Raw genomic sequence first — 25,467 nt, 5'->3', positions numbered from 1 at the left:
AAAAAGGGCAGCCTAAGCTGCCCTTTTTCATTGGACACGCTGTCCCGTCCATTATTGTGCTCTAGCCGCAGCCAATGCCTTCTGCTTTTTAAAGTACTCTCTGGTCAGGCGGAACACCACCGGACTCAAGAGTAACAAGGCAATCAAGTTAGGTAATGCCATCATCGCATTCAGGGTATCCGCCAACAACCAGATAAAATCCAGTTTAGCGATAGCGCCAATAGGAACCACCAAGGTAAAAATTAACCGGAAAGGCTTTATCGCTTTCACACCAAACAAAAACTGCACACATTTTTCGCTGTAAAAACTCCAGCCAAGAATGGTGGTAAACGCAAAAATTGCCAGGGCGATCGCCACCACATAGTTCCCGATTGGAAAGGCGTGACTAAATGCGTAAGAGGTTAATGCCGCACCATTTTCACCAGAACTCCAGGCCCCAGAGACCACAATCGACAAGCCCGTAATAGAACAAACAACGATGGTATCAATAAAGGTACCCAGCATTGCCACTAATCCTTGCGTGACGGGATTATTGGTCTGTGCGGCTGCGTGAGCGATTGGGGCACTACCAAGACCAGCTTCGTTAGAAAAAACACCACGAGCGACACCATAACGGATCGCCGCCCATACGGCAGCACCAGCAAAACCACCTTGTGCGGCAGTAGGCGTAAAGGCACTTTTAACGACTAACATAAACGCGGCTGGAATGTCATCAATATAAACAATCAGCACTGCTAAACCACATACGATGTAGAAAACGGTCATCAGCGGTACTAATTTACCGGCAACATCCGCAATACGCTTGATGCCACCCATTAATACTGCGCCGACCAGAATCATCATGACGATACCAGTAAGCCAAGGGGCAACACCAAAGTTCGCCGACAAGGCATCAGCTACTGAGTTGGCCTGCACGGTATTACCAATACCAAATCCTGCGAAGGCGCCAAAAAATGCGAATAAGGTGCCAAGCCAGGTCCACTTACTGCCCAGACCATTTTTGATGTAATACATCGGACCACCAATGTGGTTACCGTGTTCATCTTCTTCACGATATTTAACGGCGAGTACAGCCTCAGAGAATTTGGTTGCCATACCGACCAGCGCGGTACACCACATCCAGAACAGCGCCCCTGGGCCACCGACAGCAATCGCCGTAGCGACCCCGGCGATATTACCCGTACCAATAGTCGCAGACAGTGACGTCATCAGCGCATTAAATGGACTAATCTGGCCTTTAACATCTTCGTCCTTTTCAGGAATACGACCGGACCAGAGCAATCTGAAACCGCGACCTAATTTGGTCAGCTGCATGAGTTTCAGACCAAGTGACAGGTACAAACCTACACCGAGGATCATGACCAGCATGGGAACGCCCCATACCAGGGAGTTAACTTGATTAACTATAGAGACTATAACTTCCATCCAAACCTCATTTCATTGTTATTTTTATAGACGTTATGCGCTCGATGAATCTTATTGTTCATCTTCAGGCACAATGAAGCCTCAGGTTACAACGAATGGTTTACAATTGGAAATAGTCAATAACACCGCGAGTGTTCTGTAAGGCGATATTTGAATCTGCTAGTTTTGCGGACAGCGTGATTGGCGTTGTTGCCAGTGGGGCAACAGCTGCACCAACATCACCGACATCACAATCAACACTACGCCCATCTTCGACAACAAATTGAGGTGTGAAGACGCAAAGCTGTTCTGCCACCAGCCAAGTTGCACGACTAAATCAGTTGCCAGAAAACTCAGCACCGGCGTCAGCGTCATTAACGCCCCGACTTGCGCAGCGGGCCAGTATTTCATTGCCTGACCAAAGCAGCCATATGCCACTAAGGTGCTGACAGCACAGAAAATGGCAATCCACCACTGATCGCTGCTCATTACCATAAACGGCTGCAGATGCGCGAACGGCAATAACACCGGCACAGAAAAACCGTAGATAAAGAGCAACACATTCACCGGAGACAAACGCTGACCAAGGGATTTCTGTAGTAAGGCATAGCTTACCCAGCTAATCACCGAAAGCTGCACGATAGCCACCCCCAGCAGCACTTTTCCGCCACCGCTGGCACCTGCCAAAAACGGATTAAAGAACAACAGCATGCCAACAGCAAGCGCGGAGAAACAGAGTAACTGTATCCGAGAGAAACGCTCACCGAAAAACAGTACGCCACCTAATGCCAGGAAAAATGAAGAAGTCTGGAAATTCAGTTGTACTGTCCCTGGCGCCAGATACTTAAGCGCCAGCACAAAGGTGACATAATTGCCTATCAGCAGCAATGCCGCCAGCCCCAATTTGACCCAGTCGCGGCGTCGTAACCGAGTAAATTCGGCAAGTCCGCCCATCCACCACTGTTGCAATAATGTCACCACAAAAGCGACGCCAAAGCGGAACCAGGTCAAAGTGACAGGATCAATAAACTCCGCAGACAATTTCAGGGCGATAGGCATTACCCCCCAGAAAATGACCGTGGTGGACATAAATATCAACCCTAGACGGGCAGCACTGGCAGACAAGGGAAACTCCGGAACAACTTAGGCACAACTGCAGGGAGGGATTCGCGAACAGCGACAGTGCCGGACGGCCATATTTTGCCAAAGCAATGGCATCACGCCAAGCGCTATTGTCTAGGGAGTAAATGTTTTCAGTGTAAAAATTCAGCTCAACCAGGTCAGTGTCGGCAGCGCACTGAGATCCACTTTATCCCCCATGTTGGCGATCACAACCTGCGGCGAAGGATCCGCCTGGCGCAATACCTGCTGGAAGGTTTCCTGGGCCTGGGGTTCACCATGCACCAATATCACTGGTGGCGTCTGTTTAAAATGCCGATACCAACCGAGCAATTCCTGCTGATCGGCATGAGCCGACAGACCACCAACGGTGTGGATCAGGGCATTTACTGGCACCGTGTTGCCATGCACCGTCAGTTCCGTAGCACCGTCTACCAGCAACCGACCAGGCGTACCAAGTGCCTGGAAGCCACAGATAATAATGTCGCATTCTGGCCGGAACAGATTGTGTGCCAGATGACTGCGAATACGTCCGCCATTGCACATGCCACTACCGGCGATGATGATCAGCCCTCGATGAATTTCATTCAATGCCATCGATTCTTCAGTGCTTTGCACAAACTGCACGTTGCTCAGCAGTGGGTGGTTACCGGGTTGAAGTTGCACTAATCGCCGAAAATCATCATCCATTAACGGGTAATTACGCACATACACTTTGGTTGCTTCGATAGCCATCGGGCTGTCGAGACAGATTTGCCAGCGGCCCAAATCCCATTCTTTGGCATAGAGGTGAAACAGATACAACAGCTCTTGCGAGCGCCCGACGGAAAACGCTGGAATTAAAATATTGCCATGACTCTCACTGATGGCTTTAGCAAAAATGGCTTTCAGCTCTTCGAGCGTATCTTCCCAACTACGGTGACAACGATCGCCATAAGTGCTTTCCATTAGCACTAAATCAGCCTCATCTATCAGGCTTGGGTCCTGTAATAGTGGCATGCCAGCACGGCCAAGATCGCCACTGAACACAATTTTTTTCTGTTGCTTCCCATCATTCAGCCACAGTTCCAGCATCGCTGAGCCAAGGATATGCCCGGCATCGCGATAACACACTTTCACCCCTGGGATGGGCTCAAATGACACATCATATTCCAGTGGCACAAAATGCTGCATGACAGCTTCGACATCCGCTTCGGTATATAGCGGCTCCAATACAGGCAAATCATCCTTTTCACGCTTTTCATTGTCATGTTCAACTTTCCGCTGCTGCAGCGATGCGGCATCTCGCAACATGAAGGCGCAGAGTTCTGCGGTGGCTTTATGGGTATAAATGGGACCGTCGTACCCTCGCTTCATCAACAAGGGTAAACGACCAGAGTGATCGATGTGGGCATGGCTGAGCAACACCGCACCAAGGGTTTTCGGGTTAAAAGAGAATGGCTCATGATTACGCAATTCATCTTTTTTCCCGCCTTGGATCAAACCGCAATCCAGCAGTAGTTGCACGCCATTCAGTTCCACCAGGTGGCAGGAACCGGTAACTTCGCCGGTAGCTCCCAGGCATTGCAGCGTCATGGTCATAACACAATCTCCGCCAGTGCTCCTGTGTTAATCCTAAGCCCAATTGCGGCAAAATGCCTGTTTTATGCCGACTTTTTACTTTTCCGGTAACGCAAACGAGATGATAAATGTCAGCAATAACAGACCACTGCTGAACCACAAACACGCATTCAACCCATATTGCTGATACAACAAACCGGAAAGCACGGTACCCAGCAAACGCCCGGCCGCATTCGCCATGTAGTAGAAGCCGACATCCAGCGACACGCCATCTTCACTGGCGTAATGCACAATCAGAAAACTGTGCAGCGAGGAGTTCACCGCAAACACCGCACCGAATAGCCACAAGCCCCCGAGTAACCACCAGTGAGGGTCGCCGCCGGATTGCAACGTCAGCGCAATCATCGCGGGTAACGCCATCAACAATGCCACCCAGCCCACCGCCGCAGTACGGCCTGGAATGTTTTCGGCCGAGCCTTTCACGGCTCCCGTCAGCATCGGAGCCAACGCCTGTACGATGCCATAAGCGATGACCCAGCTCGCCAGAAAAGAGCCGACTAGCCAGTTATCCCAACCCAGATAACTACTGAGATAAACCGGCACCGCCACCACAAACCACACATCACGGGACGCAAATAAACACAAGCGTGCCGCAGACAGGATATTCACCGGGCGACTTTTTGAAAAAATATCGCGAAATTTTGGCTTGTTCTTCGCCTTGCCCAAATCCTGCCGCAATAAGATCAGCGACATCTGCCAGACAACCAGCAGCGCCAGCGTCATCACCATCACGGCACCTTCAAAACCCAGCAACGTCAGCAGTGCGCCGCCGAGAAAAAAGCCTACGCCCTTGAGCGTGTTCTTCGAGCCAGTCAACAGCGCCACATAACGATAAAGCCGGCCTTGAGCATCTGCGCCAGACACTAGTGTTTTTACCGCACTCTTGGCACTCATTTTATTGAGATCTTTGGCAATGCCTGACATGGCCTGTGCCAGCATCACCCAAGGTACAGTCAACCAGGCAGCAGGCACCAGTAACATCGCCAGTGAAATGATCTGGACGCCGAGGCCGATATTCATGGTGCGATTGAGGCCAATGCGGGCGCCGAGCCAGCCGCCGACCAGATTGGTCACTACCCCAAAAAACTCGTAAAACAGAAACAGCATGGCAATGGACAGGGCGCTGTACCCCAAGTCATTGAAATACAGCACTACCAGCATGCGCAGTGCGCCATCGGTAAGGGTAAACGCCCAATAATTACCGGTGATGATCAAATACTGTCGCAGCGCCGGACTCACAACAGTCATTAATCGGCAGCTCCACTGTCAGCCCGCCCTACCAATAACGCCAGTTCGGCGGTACGGTTGGCATAGCCCCATTCATTGTCATACCAACAGTACAACTTCAGTTGAGTACCGTTGATCACCATAGTGGACAAAGCATCGATGATGCTGGAGCGTGGATCGGTGCGATAATCGACTGACACCAAAGGCCGCTCTTCATAACCGAGAATACCTTTAAGTTCCCCTTCAGCCGCTGCGCGCAGCAGCTGATTGACCTCGGCTTCCGTGGTTGGCCGTTGTAGTTCAAACACGCAATCGGTCAGCGAAGCATTGGCTAAAGGCACTCTTACGGCATGGCCGTTAAGTTTCCCCTTGAGTTCCGGAAAGATATGGGTGATCGCGGTGGCGCTACCCGTGGTGGTCGGGATCAAACTCTCACCGCAAGCACGGGCACGACGCAGATCCTTGTGCGGCGCATCAAGAATGGTCTGCGTGTTAGTCAAATCGTGGATAGTTGTCATTGAACCATGACGGATCCCCAGCTTCTCGTGGATCACTTTAACGACCGGTGCCAGACAGTTGGTGGTACAGGAAGCCGCGGTGACGATGGTATGCAGGGCAGGATCAAACAGCTGCTGGTTTACCCCCATCACGACATTGAGCACCCCGTCCTCTTTTACCGGTGCGGTGACCACTACCCGCTTTACCCCTTGTTGCAGGTAAGCTTGCAGTAGCGCCTTGCTGCGCATTTTACCCGAAGCTTCAATCACGACATCACAGCCGGACCAATCGGTATCGGCAATGGCCTTGTTGGCGGTAACAGCAATGGTTTTACCATCGATCTGTATCTGCTCGCCATTGACACCAATCTGCCGCCGCCAGCGACCGTGCACAGAATCAAACTCCAGCAGATGTGCCAACGTAGCCGCACTGCCAGCGGGATCGTTTATCTGCACAAACTCCAACTCAGGCCATTCCCAGGCGGCTCGCAATACCAGTCGTCCAATTCGGCCAAAGCCATTAATTCCTACACGGATCGTCATCGGATATCCTCTTACTTATTTAGTCAACCAGGCTTCAATCTGCGCTTTTTGAGGCATAGAACCGCTGTGCACCACTTGCTCATCAATCACGACTGCAGGCGTACTCATCACGCCATAACCCATAATCACTTCCGGGTTAGTTTCTTTAGTGACTGTGGCATCAACCCCCTGTTCTTTCACTGTTTCAGCAATCAGTTCTGCGGTTTTGACACATTTAGTACAACCACTTCCTAACACAATGATCTTTTTCATATTTTGCTCCTTAAAGCACAGGTCCTATCAGATTAAATAACCAACCGATCAGCGTGAATGCCAATAGCAAGATGCCAAACACACTGGCTAATAAACGCCACTGCATCACCTGTTTCAGTAACACAAATTCCGGGAAACTGGCGGCGACGGTCGCCATGCAAAACGCCAAGGTAGTCCCGACCGGTAAACCGTTTTGCAGCAAGCTTTCCATCACCGGCACAATCCCGGTGACGTTGGAATACAGCGGCACACCTATTAACACCGCCAGCGGCACTGACCACCATTGGCCCTGCCCCAGATGATTTTCCACCCAGCCGTCCGGCACAAAACCGTGTAACGCCGCGCCGAGTCCGACACCGATAAACACCCATTTCCAGACCCGACCGACAATCTCTTTGGTCTCCGCGGCAGCAAAGTCGTGACGTTGCTGCCAGCCCAGCCGCTGCGGTATTTGTGAGTTAGCTCCGCAACTGGTTTGCTGTTGGCCCCGCTGCAAGGCTTTCGCCGCAAACGACTGTAACCAGCGCTCGGCATGAATTGCATCCAAAAATGCGCCGGAAACGATACCCACCAGCATCCCCACCAGCACATACACCACAGTGAATTGCCAGCCCAGTAGTCCCACCAGCAACAGTACTGCCACTTCGTTGATCAGCGGTGAGGTAATGAGAAACGCCATGGTGATCCCCACCGGGATACCGGCGGAGGTGAAGCCAAGAAAGGCCGGAATACTGGAACAGGAACAAAAAGGCGTGACGGCACCAAAAGCCGAACCTAACAGATAGCCGGTAACACGATTTTTACCGGCGAGATAATCGCGGACTTTTTCGACATTCAGCGACGCGCGCAGCAAGGCAATCACGTAGATCATCAACAACAACAACACAAAGATCTTGACGGTGTCTTCAACAAAAAAGTGCAGCGCTTCGCCAAGACGACTGTGAGGGTTCAGTGACAGCACGCCGTAAACCAACCAATCTGCGAAGGCGGTGAAGATTGCAAACATCTCGGTACCTCAAATAACTTGTCATTAACTTGGGCAGTCAGCCAATCGCCGTCAGCTGCTGCATTTCGCTGACGCACAGCAGCGCTCAGGCCGCCAGTTCATGGCATGCAACCTCGTAACCGGCTCAACCAGTAATGGCTGATTCTCTGCTAAAGTCGCGGCCAGCACCTGCCGACACCAAGCGGGCAAGGATTCATCAAAACGATAAAACACCCACTGCCCTTGACGGCGATCCTGCAAAATTCCCTGATTCCGCAATTGCGCCAGGTGGCGGGAGACCTTGGGCTGACTCTGCGCCAATGCCGCAGTTAACTCACAGACACATAGCTCCCCTTGCTGCTGGATCAGCAGCAGACAGCACAACCGGGTATCATCCGCCATCGCCTTAAAAAATACGCTTGGTTCCATCGGAAGCTCCACCATGGGTCAATACGCCACACGCAACCACAGCGGTGAATGACCGTAAATATATGGATATCAATATATACGCAAAAACATATATGTTCATGAATTTTTGATGACAATGTGATCTGAGGCAGCTATTAAAAACAATCAACAAAATTATTTTTAGTTCGAATTATTTTATCCTGATTTGCCAAACAAAAAGCCTACAATAAGGAGCTTGAAACCTCTGCCAAAATCAGACTTATCAAATAACTAAAAAATCTTTTAAAACAATTATAATTAATTAATAAACAGATAGTTAAATGATTTTATTGCTAGCGTAAAAACACGTACCATTGCGGTAAAGTTGATAATTCTTGTCAAATATTCAATAATAGCGCCACCTTAAAAACTATTTGAACACTAATTAATTATTTGGTTAGTACTCAAATGGTTTTCCGAAGAAATGTTTTGAACCTCGATAACTCAAGGAGAACTTCCGATGAATGCCACTTACTCCCAGGAGTCTGACAGTCATCCATCCACTGACCGCATTAGTCTTAAAGAACAAGCTGTGTATCTACTACAACTCGGCGGCTTCTGGCTGTTGCTCGCGACCTATTTGTTCCCCGTGTGCAGACAAAAACTTAACCAAGCAATTGGCAGATAAACACAGGCACTCATTACATGGATTATTCAACATATATTGCGTTGGCCATCTATTTTTTGGTCATGTTAGCGATAGGCCTGTTTGCCTATCGCAATTCCACTGATGATATTTCCGGATACATTCTTGGCGGCCGAAAAGTCAGCCCACAGGTAACGGCATTATCCGCTGGCGCCTCTGATATGAGTGGCTGGATGTTAATGGGCTTACCCGGCGCCATGTTTGTCCAAGGATTTAACACTATTTGGATCGCCCTCGGACTGCTGATTGGGGCGTTATTCAATTATTTGCTGGTGGCGCCTCGCTTGCGGGTCTATACCGTGGAAGCAGATGACGCCCTCACCTTGCCGGATTTTTTCAGTAAACGTTTTGGCCTGAATAATGGCCCAGTGCGAATGATCTCCGCCGCAGTTATTATTCTGTTCTTTACTTTGTACACCTCATCCGGTCTGGTGGCCGGAGGCAAGCTGTTTGAAACCGCGTTCCATCTGAACTATCAAATGGGGCTATTTGTAACCGTCGGCGTGGTGGTGGCTTATACGCTGTTAGGTGGCTTTCTGGCGGTGAGTATGACCGACTTTGTGCAGGGTTGTATCATGTTTGTCGCGTTGGTACTGGTGCCTTATGTCGCCTACGAACAGTTTGATAGCAGCAAAGACATGTTGCTCAATGCCCGCAGCACCATCGACTCTTTGTCAGACGCCATGAGTCACATCAGTTTGCTGACTATCGTTTCCAGTCTGGCATGGGGACTCGGCTATTTTGGTCAGCCGCACATCATTGTGCGCTTTATGGCGATCCGCTCAGTCAAGGATATTAAAATTGCCCGCAATATCGGTATGGGCTGGATGCTGGTTACCATTATCGGAGCCTTGGCAACCGGGCTGGTAGGTGTGGCTTATGTGCATAAATTCGGACTGGCGCTGAAAGATCCAGAAACTATTTTTATCGTCTTTTCGCAGATCCTATTCCATCCGCTGATCACGGGTTTTCTGCTGGCGGCGATTCTGGCTGCAGTGATGAGTACCATTTCCAGCCAGTTGCTGGTGTCGTCGAGCTCATTGACCGAAGATGTGTATCGCGCCATGTTCCATCAGGACATTGACGAGAAAAAGCTGGTCAACATCGGCCGCATTGGGGTACTGGCGGTTGCTGCGGTAGCGACCCTGCTGGCGATGGATCGTTCTAGCAGTATTCTGGATCTGGTGAGTAACGCCTGGGCGGGTTTTGGTGCGGCGTTCGGCCCGCTGGTGCTGTTCAGCCTGTTCTGGCACAAGATGAATCACACCGCCGCAGTCTCCAGTATTGTCGCCGGGGCCGTAACCGTGCTGTTCTGGATTTACGCGCCAGTATTGCCAGATGGCAAACCCCTCTCCAGCGTGATTTATGAAATTGTGCCAGGATTTTTAGTCAGCTCTGCCACCATCATTCTGGTGAGCCATTTCGGTAAAGATCCGTCCAAAGCGGTACAAAAGACGTTTCACGCCACCAATGAAAAACTTCAGGAACTCATATAGTTCTATCCTGTTTCCGGGGCAGTTAATGGCTGCCCCATCATTTAACTCCAGCCAGACAACTCAAGGACGTTATGAACGCCAACAGCAAACAACGTATTGTGCTCAAAGTCGGCAGTGCCCTGATCGCACCTAATCGACAGGGCTGTAGTTCCCGTTACCTGCTGGCAATTGCCCAGTTTATCGTGCGCTGTCGCGCCAAGGGACTGCAGGTTATTTTAGTGTCATCCGGCTCTATCGCCGCCGGTGCCCATCGTTTTCCGATTAATGCCAGAGAAAAAAGCACCAGTCCCGCAGCGCTGATGGCACTGAAAAAAGCGATGGCTGCCGCAGGACAGACGGAGATGATGGCAACCTGGGACAAATTCTTCGATTTCCCGACAGCGCAAATCCTGTTAACCCATGCCGATCTGCGCGATCGGGAGCGGTACCTCAGCATTCGTGAGACCATCAGCACCCTGCTAGACCACGACATTTTACCCATCGTCAATGAAAACGACACGGTGACCACCGATGCGCTAAAAGTGGGCGACAACGATAACCTGTCAGCCATGGTGGCAGCCGCCGCCGATGCCCGCAGTTTAGTGATCTGTTCGGATATTGATGGTCTCTTCGACAAAAATCCTCACCTCAATGCCGATGCCAAACTGCTCCCGGAAGTGACCAAAATTGACGCTAGTATCTATGCCATGGCCGGGGGGAGTCACAGCGATGTGGGCACCGGTGGCATGCTGACCAAGATCCAGGCCGCGGAGAAAGCTGTCTCTCACGGTATCGACACCTATATTGTCAACGGTTTCAAAGAAGCCAGCTTTAACGAACTGCTGGCCGGGAAGAATCCCGGCACCCTGTTTCGCGGTTCCGCCACGCCAATGCTGGAACGCCTGCACTGGTTTACCCACACCGTTCGCGCCCAGGGTGAGGTCATCATTGCGGCGGCTGATGAGCTTCATTCCGCCGAAGACTGTGCCAATTTATCCAGTGATGAAGTGTTAGATGTTAAAGGCAATTTTTCGGAAGGCGATACCATCTTACTGCGCAGTGACGATGGCACACGGCTGGCGAAAGCACGCAGCAATTACAGTAGCCGTTTATTGAAATTTATCGCCAAGCAGGACGATTCCAAACTGATGGACAGTTTTACTCACGAGCGCAGTCTTATCGCGCCGCAGGATATCGCCCTGCTGTCTCCCAAGGCCAACCCGATGGAGGAAACATCATGAGTCTGATAACTGAATTAGCTCAAGCTGCCCGTAAAGCTTCGCGTAAATTGGCAACGCTGGGCACTGACAGCAAAAACCAGGTATTGAGCGCCATGAGTGACGCGCTCCGGGCCAATCAGGAGAGTATCCTTGCGGCTAACGCCCGGGATCTGCAAGCGGCCAGAGCCAACAGCCTGAGCGAGGCCATGCTCGACCGACTGGCATTGACACCAGCGCGTATCAACGCCATGGCGGACGGGATCGATACTATCGTCAGCCTCGCAGATCCGGTAGGCCAACGGCGCGAACTGGGTACTCGGCCAAATGGCATCAAAGTCAGCAAGTTACGAGTGCCACTAGGCGTAGTCTGTATGATTTATGAAGCGCGACCAAATGTCACCGCCGATGCTGGTGCCTTGTGTTTTAAATCCGGTAATGCAGTGATCCTGCGTGGCGGCAAAGAAGCGCTCGACTCCAGTATGGCGATTGCTGACGTGCTGCAGCAGGTGCTCCGATTGTTCAATCTGCCAGAAGCGTTGATAACAGTCGTGCCTGATCCGGACCGAGCGTTAATGCTGGAGTTACTGCAACAACGGGATGACATTGACTTAGTCATTCCCCGCGGTGGCGAAGGCCTGATTAACTTCGTCACTGACAACAGCAAAATTCCGGTGATCCAGCATTTTAAAGGGGTTTGTCATCTGTATGTGGATCGTTCCGCCGACGTGGAAAAAGCCCTGAATCTGCTACTCAATGGCAAAACTCAGCGCACCGGCGTGTGTAACGCGCTGGAAGGCTTACTGGTGCATAAAGATATTGCTCCGGTCTGGCTACCGATTGCGGCACAGGCACTGGCAGACAAAGGGGTTAAGATCAATTGCGATGCTGCATCTGCCGCCTATTTTGAGCAGGCGACCGTACTGGCAGAACACCAGTTTGGTGAAGAATACCTTCGACTGGAGATCGCCATTCGCCAGGTAGACTGTCTCGACAGAGCGATGGATCATATCGCCCGCTTTGGTAGCCATCACACCGAAGTGATCTGCACGGAGGATCTGCAAGCCGCCGTCAGATTCCAACAAGGCGTGGATGCTGCGGTAGTGATGGCCAATGCCTCTTCTCGTTTCAGTGATGGCAGCGAGTTAGGACTCGGCGCCGAAATTGGTATTGCGACCACCAAGCTGCATGCCTACGGCCCCATGGGGCTGGATGCGCTGACAACGGAGAAATACCTGGTGAATGGCGCAGGGCAAGTACGCGCCTGAACTTGTTCACCGGTAAAAATTAGGTCTTTGTCGGCAGATGTTTGCAACAGCGAACGCTGTGTTGTGATCTGCAACAAAAGTCGCCCGTGGCAAATCACGATGGCTGCGGTAGAATAAGCCATCTTTTGTCACGGGCCGGTTTGCAAGTGGAACAGCTCCCATTGCCTTGTCACTGCATATCATTAATGCCATACCGGCTGCCTGCCCGTGTCTGTCCGGCCACAACGACTATCCTACCCGCCGGGCTTAACCTTAACCCCTATCATCAAAGGAACTCCTGTCATGGGTCTTGCTGATTCCGTTTTAGCCGTTAATAACGACTTGCCTATCCGTACCGACAAGCCAGTTCATAGTGGAAAAGTCCGTAGTGTTTATTGGTTAACTGAGGCCGACAGCGCTCGGTTGATCCGTGAGCAAGGTTACGATGTGCCAGCCGATACCCCACTGGCAATCATGGTGATCAGTGACCGTATCTCTGCCTTCGACTGTATTTTTCATGGCGAAGGTGGCTTGAAGGGTATCCCCGGTAAGGGCGCCGCACTGAATGCTATCTCTAATCACTGGTTTAGTCTGTTCAAGCAACATGGGCTGGCTGATAGCCACATTCTGGATATCCCCCATCCACTGGTGTGGATTGTACAAAAAGCCCGCCCGATTAAAGTCGAAGCGATTATTCGTCAATACATTACCGGCTCAATGTGGCGCGCTTATGAAAAAGGCGAGCGGGAATTCTGCGGCATCACCCTGCCGGAAGGTCTGCAAAAAGATCAAAAATTGCCAGAACTGCTGCTGACGCCATCCACTAAAGGCATTCTTAAAGGTATTCCCGGCGTGCCGGAACAGGATGATGTCAACGTCAGCCGCGCCGACTTAGAAGCCAACTGGCAGGCATTTGGTTTTGAAAAACCTGAAGATATTGACCTGTACGAGCAACTGCTGAAACAAGGTTTTGCGGTAATCTCCCAAGCGTTGGCCGACATCGATCAGATCTTTGTTGATACCAAATTTGAGTTTGGCTATGTCACCGACAAAAACGGCCAGTCCAAACTGATCTATATGGATGAAGTCGGCACCCCGGATTCCTCACGCATTTGGGATGGTGCTGCCTATCGTGAAGGCAAGATCCTGGAAAACTCCAAAGAAGGCTTCCGGCAATTCCTGCTGCACCACTTCCCGGACCCCGATATTTTGCTGAATAAGAAACGGATGCCGGAACGTGAGGCCTTAGCGCGTGATAACGATCTGCCGCTGGACTCAATGATGGCGGTTTCTAAAACCTATACGGGCGTTGCGGAAAAAGTCACTGGTCAGCCGATTACGCTGTCAGAAAATCCTAAAGCTGAGATTATCGCGATCCTTAAAAGTCGCTACGGCTTGGTCGATTGATTGATATACCCTCAAACAAAAGGCGCTAGTTAGCGCCTTTTTAGTTTGCTATTCAGTTACTGCACTGACCGTTATCCAGTTGAATCGCGTTATCCTTCAATAACAACCGTGCAATGCCTGGCTCATCACCAATACGATAATGCGGCGCCGGATCGGCAGTCTCGGTGAGCTCCGGAGTATTGACTGGTGGCAAGTAACGCATCTGTGGAAAAATCACCCGCGCCTGCTCCGTCTGACTTTTTACATCACACTGCTCATCACCCGCTTCGGTACTCAAACTGATAATCCGCTGGTTGCTATCCAGTAGCACCAGGATAGAGCCATCGTCCTGCACAAATCGAGCACTGAATGCCGCACAACTATTGCTGGCGGCTTTGTCATACAACAGGTGGCCGCTTTGCTCTGCTTCTGCGGCCGACATGCCCAGATATAATGGGCCAATACCTGCTTTGCCATCCTGTTGCCATAACTGATCGATACGAGCACAGTTACTCGTATCGAGTTCAGTTTCATCCTGCGGCACATCAGCCGCCATCACCCAGCCACTGAAAGTGAGCGTCATACACGTAATCAAGGCATACTTCATGATGGATCCTCAGCCTGTCAAATCGAAAATGGCGTTGGTTTGGCACTTATGACGTCACTTCAAAAGATGCAGCCAAACGCTAGCTAGTTTGGCAAAACTCGGCCTGCAGGTCACGCACTTTTACATCCACAACACTCGTGGATCACACCAGTAAACAATCAGTTACAGAACTGGCATCCAGGCAGATTCTGGTAACAAATACAGGCCGGCTTCGTGCGAAGCCCCTGCGCCAACAATGTGGCCAATGCCAGCCGCCATCACCGCCAACGTTACATCAAATGCATTGAGGCTATCACCATATCCGGCAGTCAGGTTAAACATCGAACCATCCGCCAGCAGATACAAGGTCTTGCCATAAAATTCATAGGCATCGACGTAAGGCATCGGCAAACTGTGGCTGGCCTGTTGTTTCAGGAACGGCACATCAATTTCCTGGGAGACATGGCCCACGTTAAGAATAAACGCCCCATCTTTCATCGCTTTCAAATGCTTGGCACTCAAGACGCCGTAGGCACCGGTAGCCGTGGCAATCACATCAGCCTGCGTCACGGCGTCCGCCAAGTCCACCACCGGCCAGCCATCATATTTGGCTTGCAGCGCTCTTGCCGGATTCAGTTCCGCCACCTGCACCTGGCCACCATAGGCTTTTGCCGCCGCGGCTACGCCTTGTCCCACCAAGCCATAACCGATGACGATAACGGTTTTTTCATGCAAGGTGAGATGCGTGGTCTGGAAGAAAGTATGCCAAGCAGTAAGCCCAACCATGTGACGATTGTGCAGCCCTTCTTTCACGGGCAGGTCGTCCCAGTTAAAAATCGGATAACGCGGATGTACACCGCCAAGGCGGTTAATACCGGAACCGGTGGCTTCCAGCCCGGCCACAATTTTCGGGCCGGTAGCCGACTGATGCAGACGCGTCGTAAGGTCAGCGCCCATCTCACACAAGTGGGTGGGCTCCCACGCCAGCGCTTTATCAAAAGAATCCGACCAGTCAGCATCGCTCATGTCACGCCAGGCATGAGCAGTAGCACCTTTGTCCACCAGATATTTCACGACATCGTCCTGCACGGTTGTCGGGTTACAGGTAGTCAGAAATACCTCGGCACCTTTATCGAGCAGTCCGGCCACCAGCGGTGCCATTTTCAAATCGAGGTGCATGTTACAGGCGAGTCTGACGCCGTGCAGATCCGGTAAAGCAGCCACGGCTGCGCGGGTACGGGTCATATGCAGACTGGCCCAAGCCAACTCTGCGGCAAAATCTTGGTACATGATAAAAGCTCCAGCTATCGCGAAGTGGCTATTCTACTGTTTTTGTTAACACGGGAAAGCCGCAGATGGCACAGGCCGGAGCAGTCAGCGACAGGGTTGCGGCCAACTGCGGCAATTATCAGCGATAAACTATGAACCTAATGGGATAAAATCAGGCAACGCTTTGATCCGGTCGAGCCAGGCATCGATGGCTGGATAGTGTTCCAGAGAGAAACCACCCTCATCTGCCACATGTGTATAGGCAAACAAACTGATATCGGCCGTGGTCAGATTATCGCCCGCAATAAACGGCGTGCACTGCAACTGCTGCTGCATCACTACCAGCGCCTTATGACCGCCTTTTTGCTTGGCATCATATTCGCTGCGACGTTCAGCCGGCAAACCAAGATATTTCGCGATAAAGCGCGCCACCGCAATATAAGGCTCGTGGCTGTATTGTTCAAAGAACTGCCACTGCTGCACTTTGGCCAGCGCAAACGGCTCAGCGGGCAACAAAGCAGAGCCGTAAGCCAGATAATTAATGATGGCATTTGACTCGGACAACGTGCGGCCATCGCTAAGCTCCAGCAACGGAATTTTTCCGTTAGGATTTTTCTCAAGAAACGACGCAACCCGCGTATCACCAGCAAGAATATTGACCGCTTGCCATTGGTAATCAAGGTGCAACAACGAACACAACAACTGCACTTTATAACAGTTGCCGGATTGCGCATCGCCATAGAGTTTGAAAACCGCCATGAACATTACCCTGAGAGTTTAATTAGTTTTACCTTAGCTAATATTCTGCGCTTTCCCAAACCTTAAAGGTATCCGTATTAACGATTTTACATTCCTTGAAGAATCGCCAATGCGCGGATTACTGCTTTAGAAATGCCAAAGCATCCGCGGTTTTACTGGGAATAAATTCAATCACATCATAATCCGCCAGTTGCTGCTGCTTAAAAGGATCCAGCGCCAGGATCTGCATCAACTGCGCTTTGCTATCAGCTTGCGCCAAAATCACCCCTCCAATACGCGGCACTTTGCGACCAGAAGCCAGGAAATGGCCCGCCGCATACTGCTGTTCCAGATAAGCGATATGGGCCGCAAGATATTTTTCTATCTCACTGAGTTCACAGGTATAAGTTAACGATACGACAAACATGTTTTGCTCTCTTATTGAATAGCTGGATTAAGGTGCAGCAGCAACAAAGGCCATTTCTACCAGATACTGGGGATCGGCCAGTTCGACTTTCACACAGGCGCGGCTAGGAGCACAGCCCTCCGGAAACCAGGCCTCCCACAGCTCATTCAATACGGCAGCGTTGGCAAAATCCGTGAGATAAATCGTCACCGATAACACCTGACTCCGGTCGCTGCCAATAAGCTGCAGTTTGTTATCCGCCTGAGCCAGAATCTCAGTCACTTGCTCGCGGATGTCGCCTAACGGCTCGCTCTCGGCAACTTCGACAAAGTGGGCAATGCCATTGTAAATGGTTACATCTGACCAACGTTTGCAGGGATTAATTCGCTGAATAGGCATCCATCTTTCCTTCATATTGAGAAAACACTTATGGTAGCGGAAACAGGCGTAACATCCGAACCATTCCCGAGAGTTTTACCCACCTTTTGCGTTAGCCGCGGCAATTCCCTATGATCGCCACAGTGTTTTATATTGGAACTGAAAATGAAGCTAACCCTGTTGACCCAGTCGCTGTACGACAAACTTTATCGCGATATCCGCGAGTTTCGCCAAACCTTTGACCTGCCGGTGGCAATGCCTGAGTCTTTGGATGACAAACAAGACCAGTTACATACCTCATTGATCAGCGAAGAATTAACGGAGCTGGCCGAGGCGACAGATAAAGTAGCGCAAGCCGATGCAATCGTTGACAGTGTTTATGTACTGATGGGACGGCTGGTGCATCTGGGTGCCACCGCACTGGAGCAACGGCTGGAGATCAGTTATCTGGTGGATCTGCTGCTCCAAGTGGCCAACAACCGTGGTATCGACTTTGTGCCCTGCTGGGATGAAGTGCATAGCAGCAATATGAGCAAAGTCTGTCGCACCGAGCAAGAACTCGCAGAGACTATCGCCCATTATACCGAACAAGGGATCGAGATCAGTGGTAGCCGCAACGGGGACTACCTGATCGCCAAATGCGCCAAAGACGTAGTCATGGCCGGAAAGACAGTGCGCCGCGGCAAGGTCTTGAAATCTGTCTACTACCGCCCGGCAGATCTGCGGTCACTGCTTAGTTAGAAGCGCTTTAGCTTTATCGCTGAAATCCGCTCACTAGCTGGCGGGTGAGTGCTTCAGCCGGAATTGCCCGACAGCCACTGGCATTCTGACCACACCATAACGGGCTGAAATCGCTATTGCCTTGTTGTTCTGCCGCACGGCGTAAGGGCGCGATAGCATTGGCCGCCAACGGAAAATCCGGAATGGCGGCATCAGCCTGCTCTTGCATCAAGCGGTTGACAATGCCTCGGGCCGGGCGGCCACTAAACACTCGCGTAAGCGCCGTATGTGGGTTGCGTTGTGGGTCTGCCAATGCCTGACGATGCAGCTGACTGATCGTGGCTTCCGGGCATAACAGATAGGCCGTTCCTACCTGCACACCCGCGGCGCCGAGCTTCATGGCAGCCGCAATCGTTGTCGCATCGACCATGCCACCAGCAGCAATCACCGGCACGTTCAATGCAGCCACCAATTGCGGTAATAACGCGAAAGTACCCAGCTGCAGCGACAGATCATCATTGAGAAAATGGCCGCGATGACCACCGGCTTCCAGTCCTTGCGCAATGACGGCATCCACCCCCTGAGCCTGTAACCATAACCCTTCTGCTACGGTGGTGGCACTGGCGATCACTTTGCTGCCCCAGGATTTTACCTGTTGCAACAATGAAAGCGCTGGTAAACCAAAATGAAAACTGACCACTTCTGGCCGCAGTGGCGCAATGGCCTCTGCCATGGCGGCATCAAATGGCCGACGCTCAGCAACATTGTGCACTGATGTTGCTGACAATTCCTGATAGTAAGGTTGCAGTTGTTGCTGCCACTGTTGCAGCTGTTGAGGTTGTGTAGCCGGGGACTTGTGACAGAAAAAGTTGAGATTGATGGGCGCATTAACACGCTGACGGAACTGAGTAACCGCTTGCTGGATCTGTGCCGCGTTTAACATGGCACACGGCAAGGAACCGAGCGCTCCGGCAGTCGCTACAGCGATGGCCAGTTCTATGCCTTGAGCCCCCGCCATCGGCGCCTGAATTAACGGCCATTTAACGTCTAATAACTGCATCCTTGCCTCCTGCTCGGCGGTAAAGATTGGGCATCACGATGCGAATGATTAGATGGTCACGCCCATCAGGTAATCCATGCCTAGTGCCAGAAACAACGCCATCCCGGCCCAGTTGTTGTTCAAAAAGGCTTTCAGACACGGCGCGCGTTCACGACCAAAAATCAGCCGTTGCTGGTACAGACTGAAACCGATAAATGCCAGCAAGCCAACCAGATACATCAGGCCGCGATCTGCTACGAACCCGGCGGTCATAAAGCAGGTTAACGCCGCCAGCTGAAATAAGCCGATGATTTGCCTATCATATTTACCAAACAGAATGGCCGTGGATTTGATACCGACTTTCAGGTCATCGTCACGATCTACCATGGCATACATGGTGTCGTAGGCGATAGTCCAGAACCAGTTGGCGGCAAACAACCACCAGGCTTCAGCAGGTACCTCGCCAGTCTGAGCCGCATAGGCCATTGGGATTGACCAGCTCCAGACGATGCCGAGAAACATTTGCGGCATGTTGGTAAAACGTTTAGTGAACGGATAAATGACCGTGAGTACCATACCGATATAGGACAGTTTCACGACCAGCGGATTCAACATCAATACCAAGCAAAACGCTAACAGCCCCAGCACCACAAACAGTAGCAACGCTTCTTTAACGGTGACTTCGCCGCTGGCCAATGGCCGTAATTTGGTGCGTTCCACGTGAGTATCTAGATGGCGATCAGCATAATCATTGATAATGCAACCACAGGCACGCATGATGAACACGCCAAGGATAAAGATCACCAGAACTTTTACGTCAGGTAATCCTCCCGCCGCCAGCCACAAGGCCATCAGGCAGGGCCACAACAGCAGAAAGGTTCCAATTGGACGGTCAATACGAGCAAGACGCGCATATGCGTCGAATTTTTCCCTAAGATTCATGGGCCTGCTCACTCCAAATACTTCAGCCTGTGCACTACAGTTGTGCATTATGACGCAGTCACAGTGTGATTTACACCACAAAATAACTTTTTGTCCCGCCGAGATTACCGCGGTTGTAATTTAGCGTAGGCCACTACCAGCCACTTGCTGCCAAAATCATCAAAATTTACCTGCACCCGCGCCTGGGGGCCACTGCCTTCACTGTTGGTGACCGTGCCGTCACCAAATTTAGCATGAAAAACTCGTTGCCCATGATGAAAGCCACTGTCGTCAAACTGCTGGCTGCGGCTGAAACGGGTATTAAACACCGGCGTGGATACCTGTGCCTTGAGCCTGACTTCAGTCATACATTGCGGTGGGATCTCTTTAATAAACCGCGAAGGTCTGGCGTAATTTTCCCGACCATAAATTCGTCGTGATTCAGCATAGGTGATATAGAGTTGTGCCATCGCCCGGGTCATCCCGACATAACACAGCCGGCGTTCCTCTTCGAGACGATCGCCTTCTTCTAAGGTAAGTTGACTAGGGAAAATCCCTTCTTCGACCCCGGCCATAAACACCACGGGAAATTCCAGCCCTTTAGCGGAGTGCAACGTCATCAGTTGCACCGCATCAGTATGCTCATCGGCCTGCCCCTCTCCGGCTTCCAGCGCCGCATGGGATAAAAAGGCGTTGAGTTCTCCCATATCCAACAGTTCTTCCGGCACCTCAAAGGTGCGTGCGGCAGTGACCAATTCGTCGAGGTTTTCTACCCGGCTTTGTGCTTTTTCGCCTTTTTCCTGTTCATACATGGTTTTCAGGCCAGACGCCTGGATCACATGGTCGGTCTTGCGATACAAGGCCATTTCATCAGTGTCATGCGCCAGACCGACAATCAGATCCATAAAACTTCTGACAGCCGTCGCTGCGCGGCCACTCAGCACCTTTTGTTCCAGTAACTGCCCGGCCGCCTGCCACAAAGTCAGTTGGTGCTGACGCGCAGTGCTGCGCATAATGTCCAGCGTGCGGTCACCAATGCCCCGCGTTGGTGTATTGACCACCCGTTCAAACGCAGCATCATCATCATGGTTCGCCATCAAGCGCAGATAACTCATGGCATCCTTGATTTCCTGGCGTTCAAAGAAGCGTAAGCCGCCATAAATGCGATAAGCCAAGCCTTTATGCAGTAACGCCTCTTCCAATACCCGCGACTGGGCATTAGATCGATAAAGAATGGCGCAGTCGGCTAAATTGCCGCCTTTTTCCTGCCAATCCGCAATACGGCCGACGATAAAGCGGGCTTCATCTAATTCATTAAATGCGCAGTAGACCGAGATAGGCTCGCCTTCCGCATCTTCGGTCCACAGATCTTTGCCGAGACGCCCTGGATTATTGGCGATTAATTCGTTAGCGGCTTTCAGAATATTACCAGTGGAACGATAGTTCTGTTCCAGACGAATGGTTTCCGCATTCGGAAAGTCTTTGAGGAAACGGTGCAGGTTTTCTACCTGTGCGCCACGCCAACCATAAATCGACTGATCATCGTCGCCGACAATCATGACGTGACCAGTATTGCCGGCCAGCAAGCGGATCCAGGCATATTGAATGGCATTGGTGTCCTGAAACTCATCCACCAGAATATTACGGAACCGCTCCTGATAATGCGCCAGCAGATGCGGCTTATTGAGCCATAACTCGTGTGCCCGCAGCAGAATTTCGGCAAAATCCACCAAACCGGCGCGATCGCAGGATTCCTGATAGACACGGTACAGCTCCAGCAGTTTTTGCTCTAATGGAAACGGCCCGGCATCGATCGCTGAAGGTCTTAATCCTTCGTCCTTTTTACCGTTGATATAACCCTGCACCATCCGTGGTGGATACTGTTTTTCGTCGAGATTAAGACTTTTAATGATGCGCTTGATCAGGCGGTGCTGGTCTTCGCCATCAAGGATCTGAAAGTTCTGTGGCAGATTTGCTTCCTGCCAATGGGTACGTAACAGACGGTGCGCCAGCCCATGGAAAGTGCCGATCCACATCCGATTCATGTTGTGGCCAATGAGCCGCTCAACCCGTTCACGCATTTCTGTGGCGGCCTTATTGGTAAAGGTCACCGCCATAATGGAATAGGGGCTCTGGTTTTCTACCTGCATCAACCACGCAATACGATGGGTTAACACCCGCGTTTTGCCACTGCCAGCCCCGGCCAGTACCAACATACTCGACTGTGATGCAGCCACCGCTTCGCGCTGTCGGTCATTCAAGCCATCCAACAGGTATGAAACATCCATTAACGACACTCCCCCTCAAAACAAGCGCGCATTATAGCAAGAAAGGTCGGGCGGTCGTATGACTTATACAGTGTCGCTAGTCCAGACCACAACGAAGCCGACTCAGCACTGCCCACACTAAATGCGGTGTGAATCGCAGGTGCAGATTGATGGCGAGTTTATCAAGGATGATGGTAATTCACCTGCCCGGCTGAAATTAAAAAGCCGGGTAATTCCCGGCGTTAAGGAGAGTTTACACCTTGGAACTGGCTATCAATGTTCCGGCCATTTTGCGACGCAGATAGGCGATCTGCTGCATGTGCGGCAGATCTTTCGGACAGTTGTCCTGACAGCCCAGCAACGTCATGCAGCCAAATACCCCATCTTGCGAGCCAATCACATGGTAGAAATCATCTACGGTACGGGCATCGCGGCTATCCAGTTCAAAGCGGGCAATTTTCATCATTCCCACGGCACCGACAAAGGTGTCACGCATCTGCGCGGTGGCGCAGGCAGAAACACACACGCCACACTCCACACAGCGTTCAAGCTCGTAAAGCTTGGCCGCTTCGTCCGGGTCCATCGGGGCTTCCAAATGATGAATATCTGCCTGTTGCGGCTGAGGATGCAGCCACAACTTCAAACGCTCCGCCAGTTCACGCATGAATTTACCGGTATTTACCGACAAGTCGCCGATAAGTTCAAAGCCGGGTAATGGCATCAACGTGATCACGGCGTCACGGTATTTAGCCGTGAGCGTACGGCAAGCCAAAGTCGGAAAACCGTTTATCACCATGGCGCAGCTGCCACAAATACCGGCGCGGCAGACAAAATCAAACTGCAATGACGGATCCTGTTCTGCCCGCAGCCGATTCAGCGCGATAAACACGGTCATTCCTGGCGTTTCATCTAACTGATAGTCCACCATTTTTGGGGTATCACCCGGCAGTTGCGGATCGAAACGAAAGATCCTGAAAGTCAGACTACGGCTCATGATTTTTCTCCGCTGGCTAAAAGGTCAGTTAAACGCTGATTCTGCGGTTGCAGATGTTCCGGTAAATCAAACGGCATCAAGGCCTGTTGCCGCTGCTGCGGCGTAGCGTCTAGCCCCAATACGGCTTGGATATCAGCAATCTGCTGTTGCCGTTTTGCGGTATCAGGATGCGCAATGGCGTTATCAGCGCCATAACCACGATAACCTGGTGGCAATTCCATCTGCATCACATCCAACGCTTCATAGCTCAGACTCGGCTCCAGTGCATTGGCGTCTGGCCAGCAGGAAAGGGTGCGACACAGCCAGTCTTTATCGTTGCGTTGTGGAAAATCTTCGCGAGCATGAGCGCCGCGACTTTCGGTCCGCGCCAGTGCTCCACAGGCGACAGTTAATGCCACTTTCAGCATGCGCCGCACCCGCAATGCTTCGGCGAGTTCCGGATTAGCATGACACTTTTTGCATTTAAGGCGGATATGGCGCGAACGTGCCAGCAACGCTTTTAATTCATCGACGGCCTTTTGCAATTCCGGTCCATTACGGAAAATGCCGACATAATCCATCATGGTGCGCTGCATATGCAGTTTCAGATCAAAAGCATCTTCACCGTCATCAGTCGCCAACAGGGTATCGATTTCCTGTTGCAGCTCAGTAGCAAACTGTTCCACCAGATGGGTATCGACTTGTAAGTCTTCCTGTTCACAGAAATCGGCAACATAGCTGCCGATGATCATGCCGCCGACTACCGTTTCTGCCAGTGAGTTCCCCCCAAGGCGGTTAAAGCCGTGCATATCCCAACACGCAGCTTCGCCGACACTGAATAACCCTTTAAGTTGCGGACTCTCACCCGAAGCCTTAGTGCGAATGCCCCCCATAGAATAGTGTTGCGTTGGCCGCACCGGGATCCATTCATCTGCCGGATCGATGCCAAGGAAGTTTTCACAAATCTCGCGCACTTCGCGCAGGTTGGTTTCAACGTGTTTGCGGCCGAGTAAGGTAATATCCAGCCACAGATGCGGTCCATAAGGACTATCAACCCCGAAACCTTTACGCATATGTTCGGTCATACGCCGCGACACAACATCACGAGAAGCTAGCTCTTTTTTCTCCGGCTCATAATCAGGCATAAAGCGGTGACCATTTTTATCCCGCAAGATCCCGCCATCGCCACGGCAACCTTCGGTAGTAAGAATGCCCACGGGCACGATCGCCGTAGGGTGGAACTGCACCGCTTCCATATTGCCCAGCGTTGCTACGCCGGTTTCCAGCGCCAGCGCCTGACCGATACCTTCGCAAATCACGGCATTGGTAGAGACTTCATAGATGCGACCATAACCGCCGGTCGCAATAGTGGTACATTTGGCGATATAAGCGCGCAACTCGCCGGTGATTAAGCACCGGGCAATCACCCCGTGACAGCGTTTACCATCATGAATGATCTTCAACGCTTCAATGCGCTCATGCACCGGCACCTCCAAAGAGATCGCTTTATTATCGACGGCATACAGCAATGAATGCCCGGTACCATCGGCGGTATAACAGGTGCGCCATTTTTTAGTGCCGCCAAAATCACGGGCATTGATCAGACCATGCGCCGCCTGCGCTTCTTCCAGCGTCACCCGTTCGGCGTTGACCACGACTTGCCGCGGCCCAGCGGTTACCCGCGTCCAGGGCACGCCCCAATTGGCCATCTGCCGCACCGCTTTGGGCGCACAATGCGCAAACATGCGTGCCACAGTTTGATCGCAGCCCCAGTCCGAGCCTTTTACCGTGTCTTGAAAATGGATATCTTCATTATCCCCTTCACCTTTCACCGTGTTCGCCAGACTCGCCTGCATGCCGCCTTGCGCCGCCGCCGAGTGCGACCGCTTCGGCGGAATAAGTGACAGCACCAGTGTATCCAGACCCCGCTGTTTGGCCTCAATAGCCACGCGCAGCCCCGCCAGTCCGGCCCCCACCACCAGTGCATCGGTATAAATGAGTTTCACACTCTCTCCTTTGCGGGATAAACCACATCCCGAACTCTGCTTGCTTTAACACCCCACCCGTCGTCGCCACGCGGGAAAAATAGTTCTGAGATAGGAAAG

General features: G+C 51.6%; 24 protein-coding genes. 6 read left to right on the top strand and 18 right to left on the bottom strand.

Translation table 11 applies throughout. The annotated features are described in order from the left end of the window. Window positions 1-51: 51 nt before the first annotated feature. From PY479_RS10620 to PY479_RS10585, 8 genes are all read right to left on the bottom strand, one after another. Window positions 52-1,425, bottom strand: a complete 1,374-nt coding sequence (locus PY479_RS10620; protein ID WP_212595290.1) for a sodium:alanine symporter family protein — start codon at window positions 1,423-1,425, stop codon at window positions 52-54. A 159-nt stretch (window positions 1,426-1,584) separates the two neighbouring features. Further along, window positions 1,585-2,529, bottom strand: a complete 945-nt coding sequence (locus tag PY479_RS10615; protein WP_275483743.1) for a DMT family transporter — start codon at window positions 2,527-2,529, stop codon at window positions 1,585-1,587. 141 nt (window positions 2,530-2,670) lie between these two features. Continuing rightward, complete coding sequence (locus tag PY479_RS10610; RefSeq protein ID WP_275483742.1) at window positions 2,671-4,104, bottom strand: MBL fold metallo-hydrolase; 1,434 nt, start codon at window positions 4,102-4,104, stop codon at window positions 2,671-2,673. A gap of 75 nt (window positions 4,105-4,179) precedes the next feature. Next, window positions 4,180-5,391: an organoarsenical effux MFS transporter ArsJ gene (arsJ, locus tag PY479_RS10605; RefSeq protein WP_275483741.1), complete on the bottom strand. Its 1,212-nt coding sequence runs from the start codon at window positions 5,389-5,391 to the stop codon at window positions 4,180-4,182. Continuing rightward, window positions 5,391-6,410 carry an ArsJ-associated glyceraldehyde-3-phosphate dehydrogenase gene (locus PY479_RS10600; RefSeq protein ID WP_212595287.1) on the bottom strand — a complete coding sequence of 340 codons (1,020 nt, stop codon included), beginning with the start codon at window positions 6,408-6,410 and terminating at the stop codon, window positions 5,391-5,393. Before PY479_RS10600 ends, arsJ begins: the two co-directional genes overlap by 1 nt. Window positions 6,411-6,425: 15 nt before the next feature. Continuing rightward, window positions 6,426-6,662, bottom strand: coding sequence for a thioredoxin family protein (locus PY479_RS10595; RefSeq protein ID WP_275483740.1), 237 nt, complete (start codon window positions 6,660-6,662; stop codon window positions 6,426-6,428). Window positions 6,663-6,672: 10 nt separating this feature from the next. Beyond that, window positions 6,673-7,668, bottom strand: a complete 996-nt coding sequence (locus tag PY479_RS10590; RefSeq protein WP_212595285.1) for a permease — start codon at window positions 7,666-7,668, stop codon at window positions 6,673-6,675. Between the two features lie 51 nt (window positions 7,669-7,719). Next, window positions 7,720-8,076: a metalloregulator ArsR/SmtB family transcription factor gene (locus tag PY479_RS10585; RefSeq protein ID WP_212595284.1), complete on the bottom strand. Its 357-nt coding sequence runs from the start codon at window positions 8,074-8,076 to the stop codon at window positions 7,720-7,722. Between the two features lie 478 nt (window positions 8,077-8,554). Here PY479_RS10585 and PY479_RS10580 point away from each other — a divergent pair, with 478 nt between their 5' ends. The 5 genes from PY479_RS10580 (at window position 8,555) to PY479_RS10560 (ending at window position 14,086) form a co-directional block, all read left to right on the top strand. Beyond that, entirely contained in the window at window positions 8,555-8,722 is a 168-nt protein-coding gene (locus PY479_RS10580) for a hypothetical protein (RefSeq protein WP_275483739.1), read from the top strand. Between the two features lie 17 nt (window positions 8,723-8,739). Continuing rightward, the gene (gene putP, locus PY479_RS10575; protein ID WP_275483738.1) at window positions 8,740-10,236 is read left to right on the top strand and encodes a sodium/proline symporter PutP; all 1,497 of its coding nucleotides are present in this window, start codon (window positions 8,740-8,742) and stop codon (window positions 10,234-10,236) included. Window positions 10,237-10,307: 71 nt separating this feature from the next. Then, entirely contained in the window at window positions 10,308-11,456 is a 1,149-nt protein-coding gene (gene proB / locus PY479_RS10570) for a glutamate 5-kinase (protein ID WP_275483737.1), read from the top strand. Continuing rightward, the gene (locus PY479_RS10565) at window positions 11,453-12,700 is read left to right on the top strand and encodes a glutamate-5-semialdehyde dehydrogenase (RefSeq protein ID WP_275483736.1); all 1,248 of its coding nucleotides are present in this window, start codon (window positions 11,453-11,455) and stop codon (window positions 12,698-12,700) included. Before proB ends, PY479_RS10565 begins: the two co-directional genes overlap by 4 nt. Window positions 12,701-12,982: 282 nt before the next feature. Continuing rightward, a complete protein-coding gene (locus tag PY479_RS10560) occupies window positions 12,983-14,086 on the top strand; it encodes a phosphoribosylaminoimidazolesuccinocarboxamide synthase (protein ID WP_275483735.1) in 1,104 nt (367 codons plus the stop codon). A 52-nt stretch (window positions 14,087-14,138) separates the two neighbouring features. Here PY479_RS10560 and PY479_RS10555 read toward each other — a convergent pair whose 3' ends face one another. The 5 genes from PY479_RS10555 to PY479_RS10535 form a co-directional block, all read right to left on the bottom strand. Beyond that, complete coding sequence (locus PY479_RS10555; RefSeq protein WP_275483734.1) at window positions 14,139-14,672, bottom strand: hypothetical protein; 534 nt, start codon at window positions 14,670-14,672, stop codon at window positions 14,139-14,141. A gap of 162 nt (window positions 14,673-14,834) precedes the next feature. Further along, complete coding sequence (locus PY479_RS10550; protein ID WP_275483733.1) at window positions 14,835-15,941, bottom strand: adenosylhomocysteinase; 1,107 nt, start codon at window positions 15,939-15,941, stop codon at window positions 14,835-14,837. Between the two features lie 129 nt (window positions 15,942-16,070). Next, window positions 16,071-16,679, bottom strand: a complete 609-nt coding sequence (locus PY479_RS10545) for a glutathione S-transferase family protein (RefSeq protein ID WP_275483732.1) — start codon at window positions 16,677-16,679, stop codon at window positions 16,071-16,073. A 118-nt stretch (window positions 16,680-16,797) separates the two neighbouring features. Beyond that, the gene (locus PY479_RS10540) at window positions 16,798-17,085 is read right to left on the bottom strand and encodes a YciI family protein (RefSeq protein ID WP_212595276.1); all 288 of its coding nucleotides are present in this window, start codon (window positions 17,083-17,085) and stop codon (window positions 16,798-16,800) included. Window positions 17,086-17,112: 27 nt separating this feature from the next. Further along, the gene (locus tag PY479_RS10535) at window positions 17,113-17,463 is read right to left on the bottom strand and encodes a RidA family protein (protein ID WP_212595275.1); all 351 of its coding nucleotides are present in this window, start codon (window positions 17,461-17,463) and stop codon (window positions 17,113-17,115) included. A gap of 144 nt (window positions 17,464-17,607) precedes the next feature. Here PY479_RS10535 and PY479_RS10530 point away from each other — a divergent pair, with 144 nt between their 5' ends. After that, window positions 17,608-18,183 (top strand): nucleoside triphosphate pyrophosphohydrolase family protein, encoded by a 576-nt coding sequence (locus PY479_RS10530; protein ID WP_275483731.1) that lies wholly within the window; start codon window positions 17,608-17,610, stop codon window positions 18,181-18,183. Window positions 18,184-18,196: 13 nt separating this feature from the next. Here the strand turns inward: PY479_RS10530 and PY479_RS10525 are convergent, their stop codons facing one another. From PY479_RS10525 to PY479_RS10505, 5 genes are all read right to left on the bottom strand, one after another. After that, complete coding sequence (locus PY479_RS10525) at window positions 18,197-19,222, bottom strand: nitronate monooxygenase (RefSeq protein ID WP_275483730.1); 1,026 nt, start codon at window positions 19,220-19,222, stop codon at window positions 18,197-18,199. 48 nt (window positions 19,223-19,270) lie between these two features. Further along, window positions 19,271-20,143, bottom strand: coding sequence for a 4-hydroxybenzoate octaprenyltransferase (gene ubiA / locus PY479_RS10520; RefSeq protein ID WP_275483729.1), 873 nt, complete (start codon window positions 20,141-20,143; stop codon window positions 19,271-19,273). A gap of 104 nt (window positions 20,144-20,247) precedes the next feature. Then, entirely contained in the window at window positions 20,248-22,410 is a 2,163-nt protein-coding gene (gene uvrD / locus PY479_RS10515; RefSeq protein ID WP_212595271.1) for a DNA helicase II, read from the bottom strand. A 232-nt stretch (window positions 22,411-22,642) separates the two neighbouring features. After that, window positions 22,643-23,383: a fumarate reductase iron-sulfur subunit gene (locus tag PY479_RS10510; protein ID WP_275483728.1), complete on the bottom strand. Its 741-nt coding sequence runs from the start codon at window positions 23,381-23,383 to the stop codon at window positions 22,643-22,645. Beyond that, window positions 23,380-25,368, bottom strand: coding sequence for a fumarate reductase flavoprotein subunit (locus PY479_RS10505; RefSeq protein ID WP_275483727.1), 1,989 nt, complete (start codon window positions 25,366-25,368; stop codon window positions 23,380-23,382). The genes PY479_RS10510 and PY479_RS10505 overlap by 4 nt, the downstream gene beginning before the upstream one ends. Between the last annotated feature and the right edge of the window lie 99 nt (window positions 25,369-25,467).

Source organism: Shewanella sp. A32, from assembly GCF_029167175.1.
Classification (GTDB): Bacteria; Pseudomonadota; Gammaproteobacteria; order Enterobacterales; family Shewanellaceae; genus Shewanella; species Shewanella yunxiaonensis.
The sequence above is the reverse complement of the archived record's forward strand: the minus strand, read 5'-3'. Positions and strand labels throughout refer to the sequence as shown.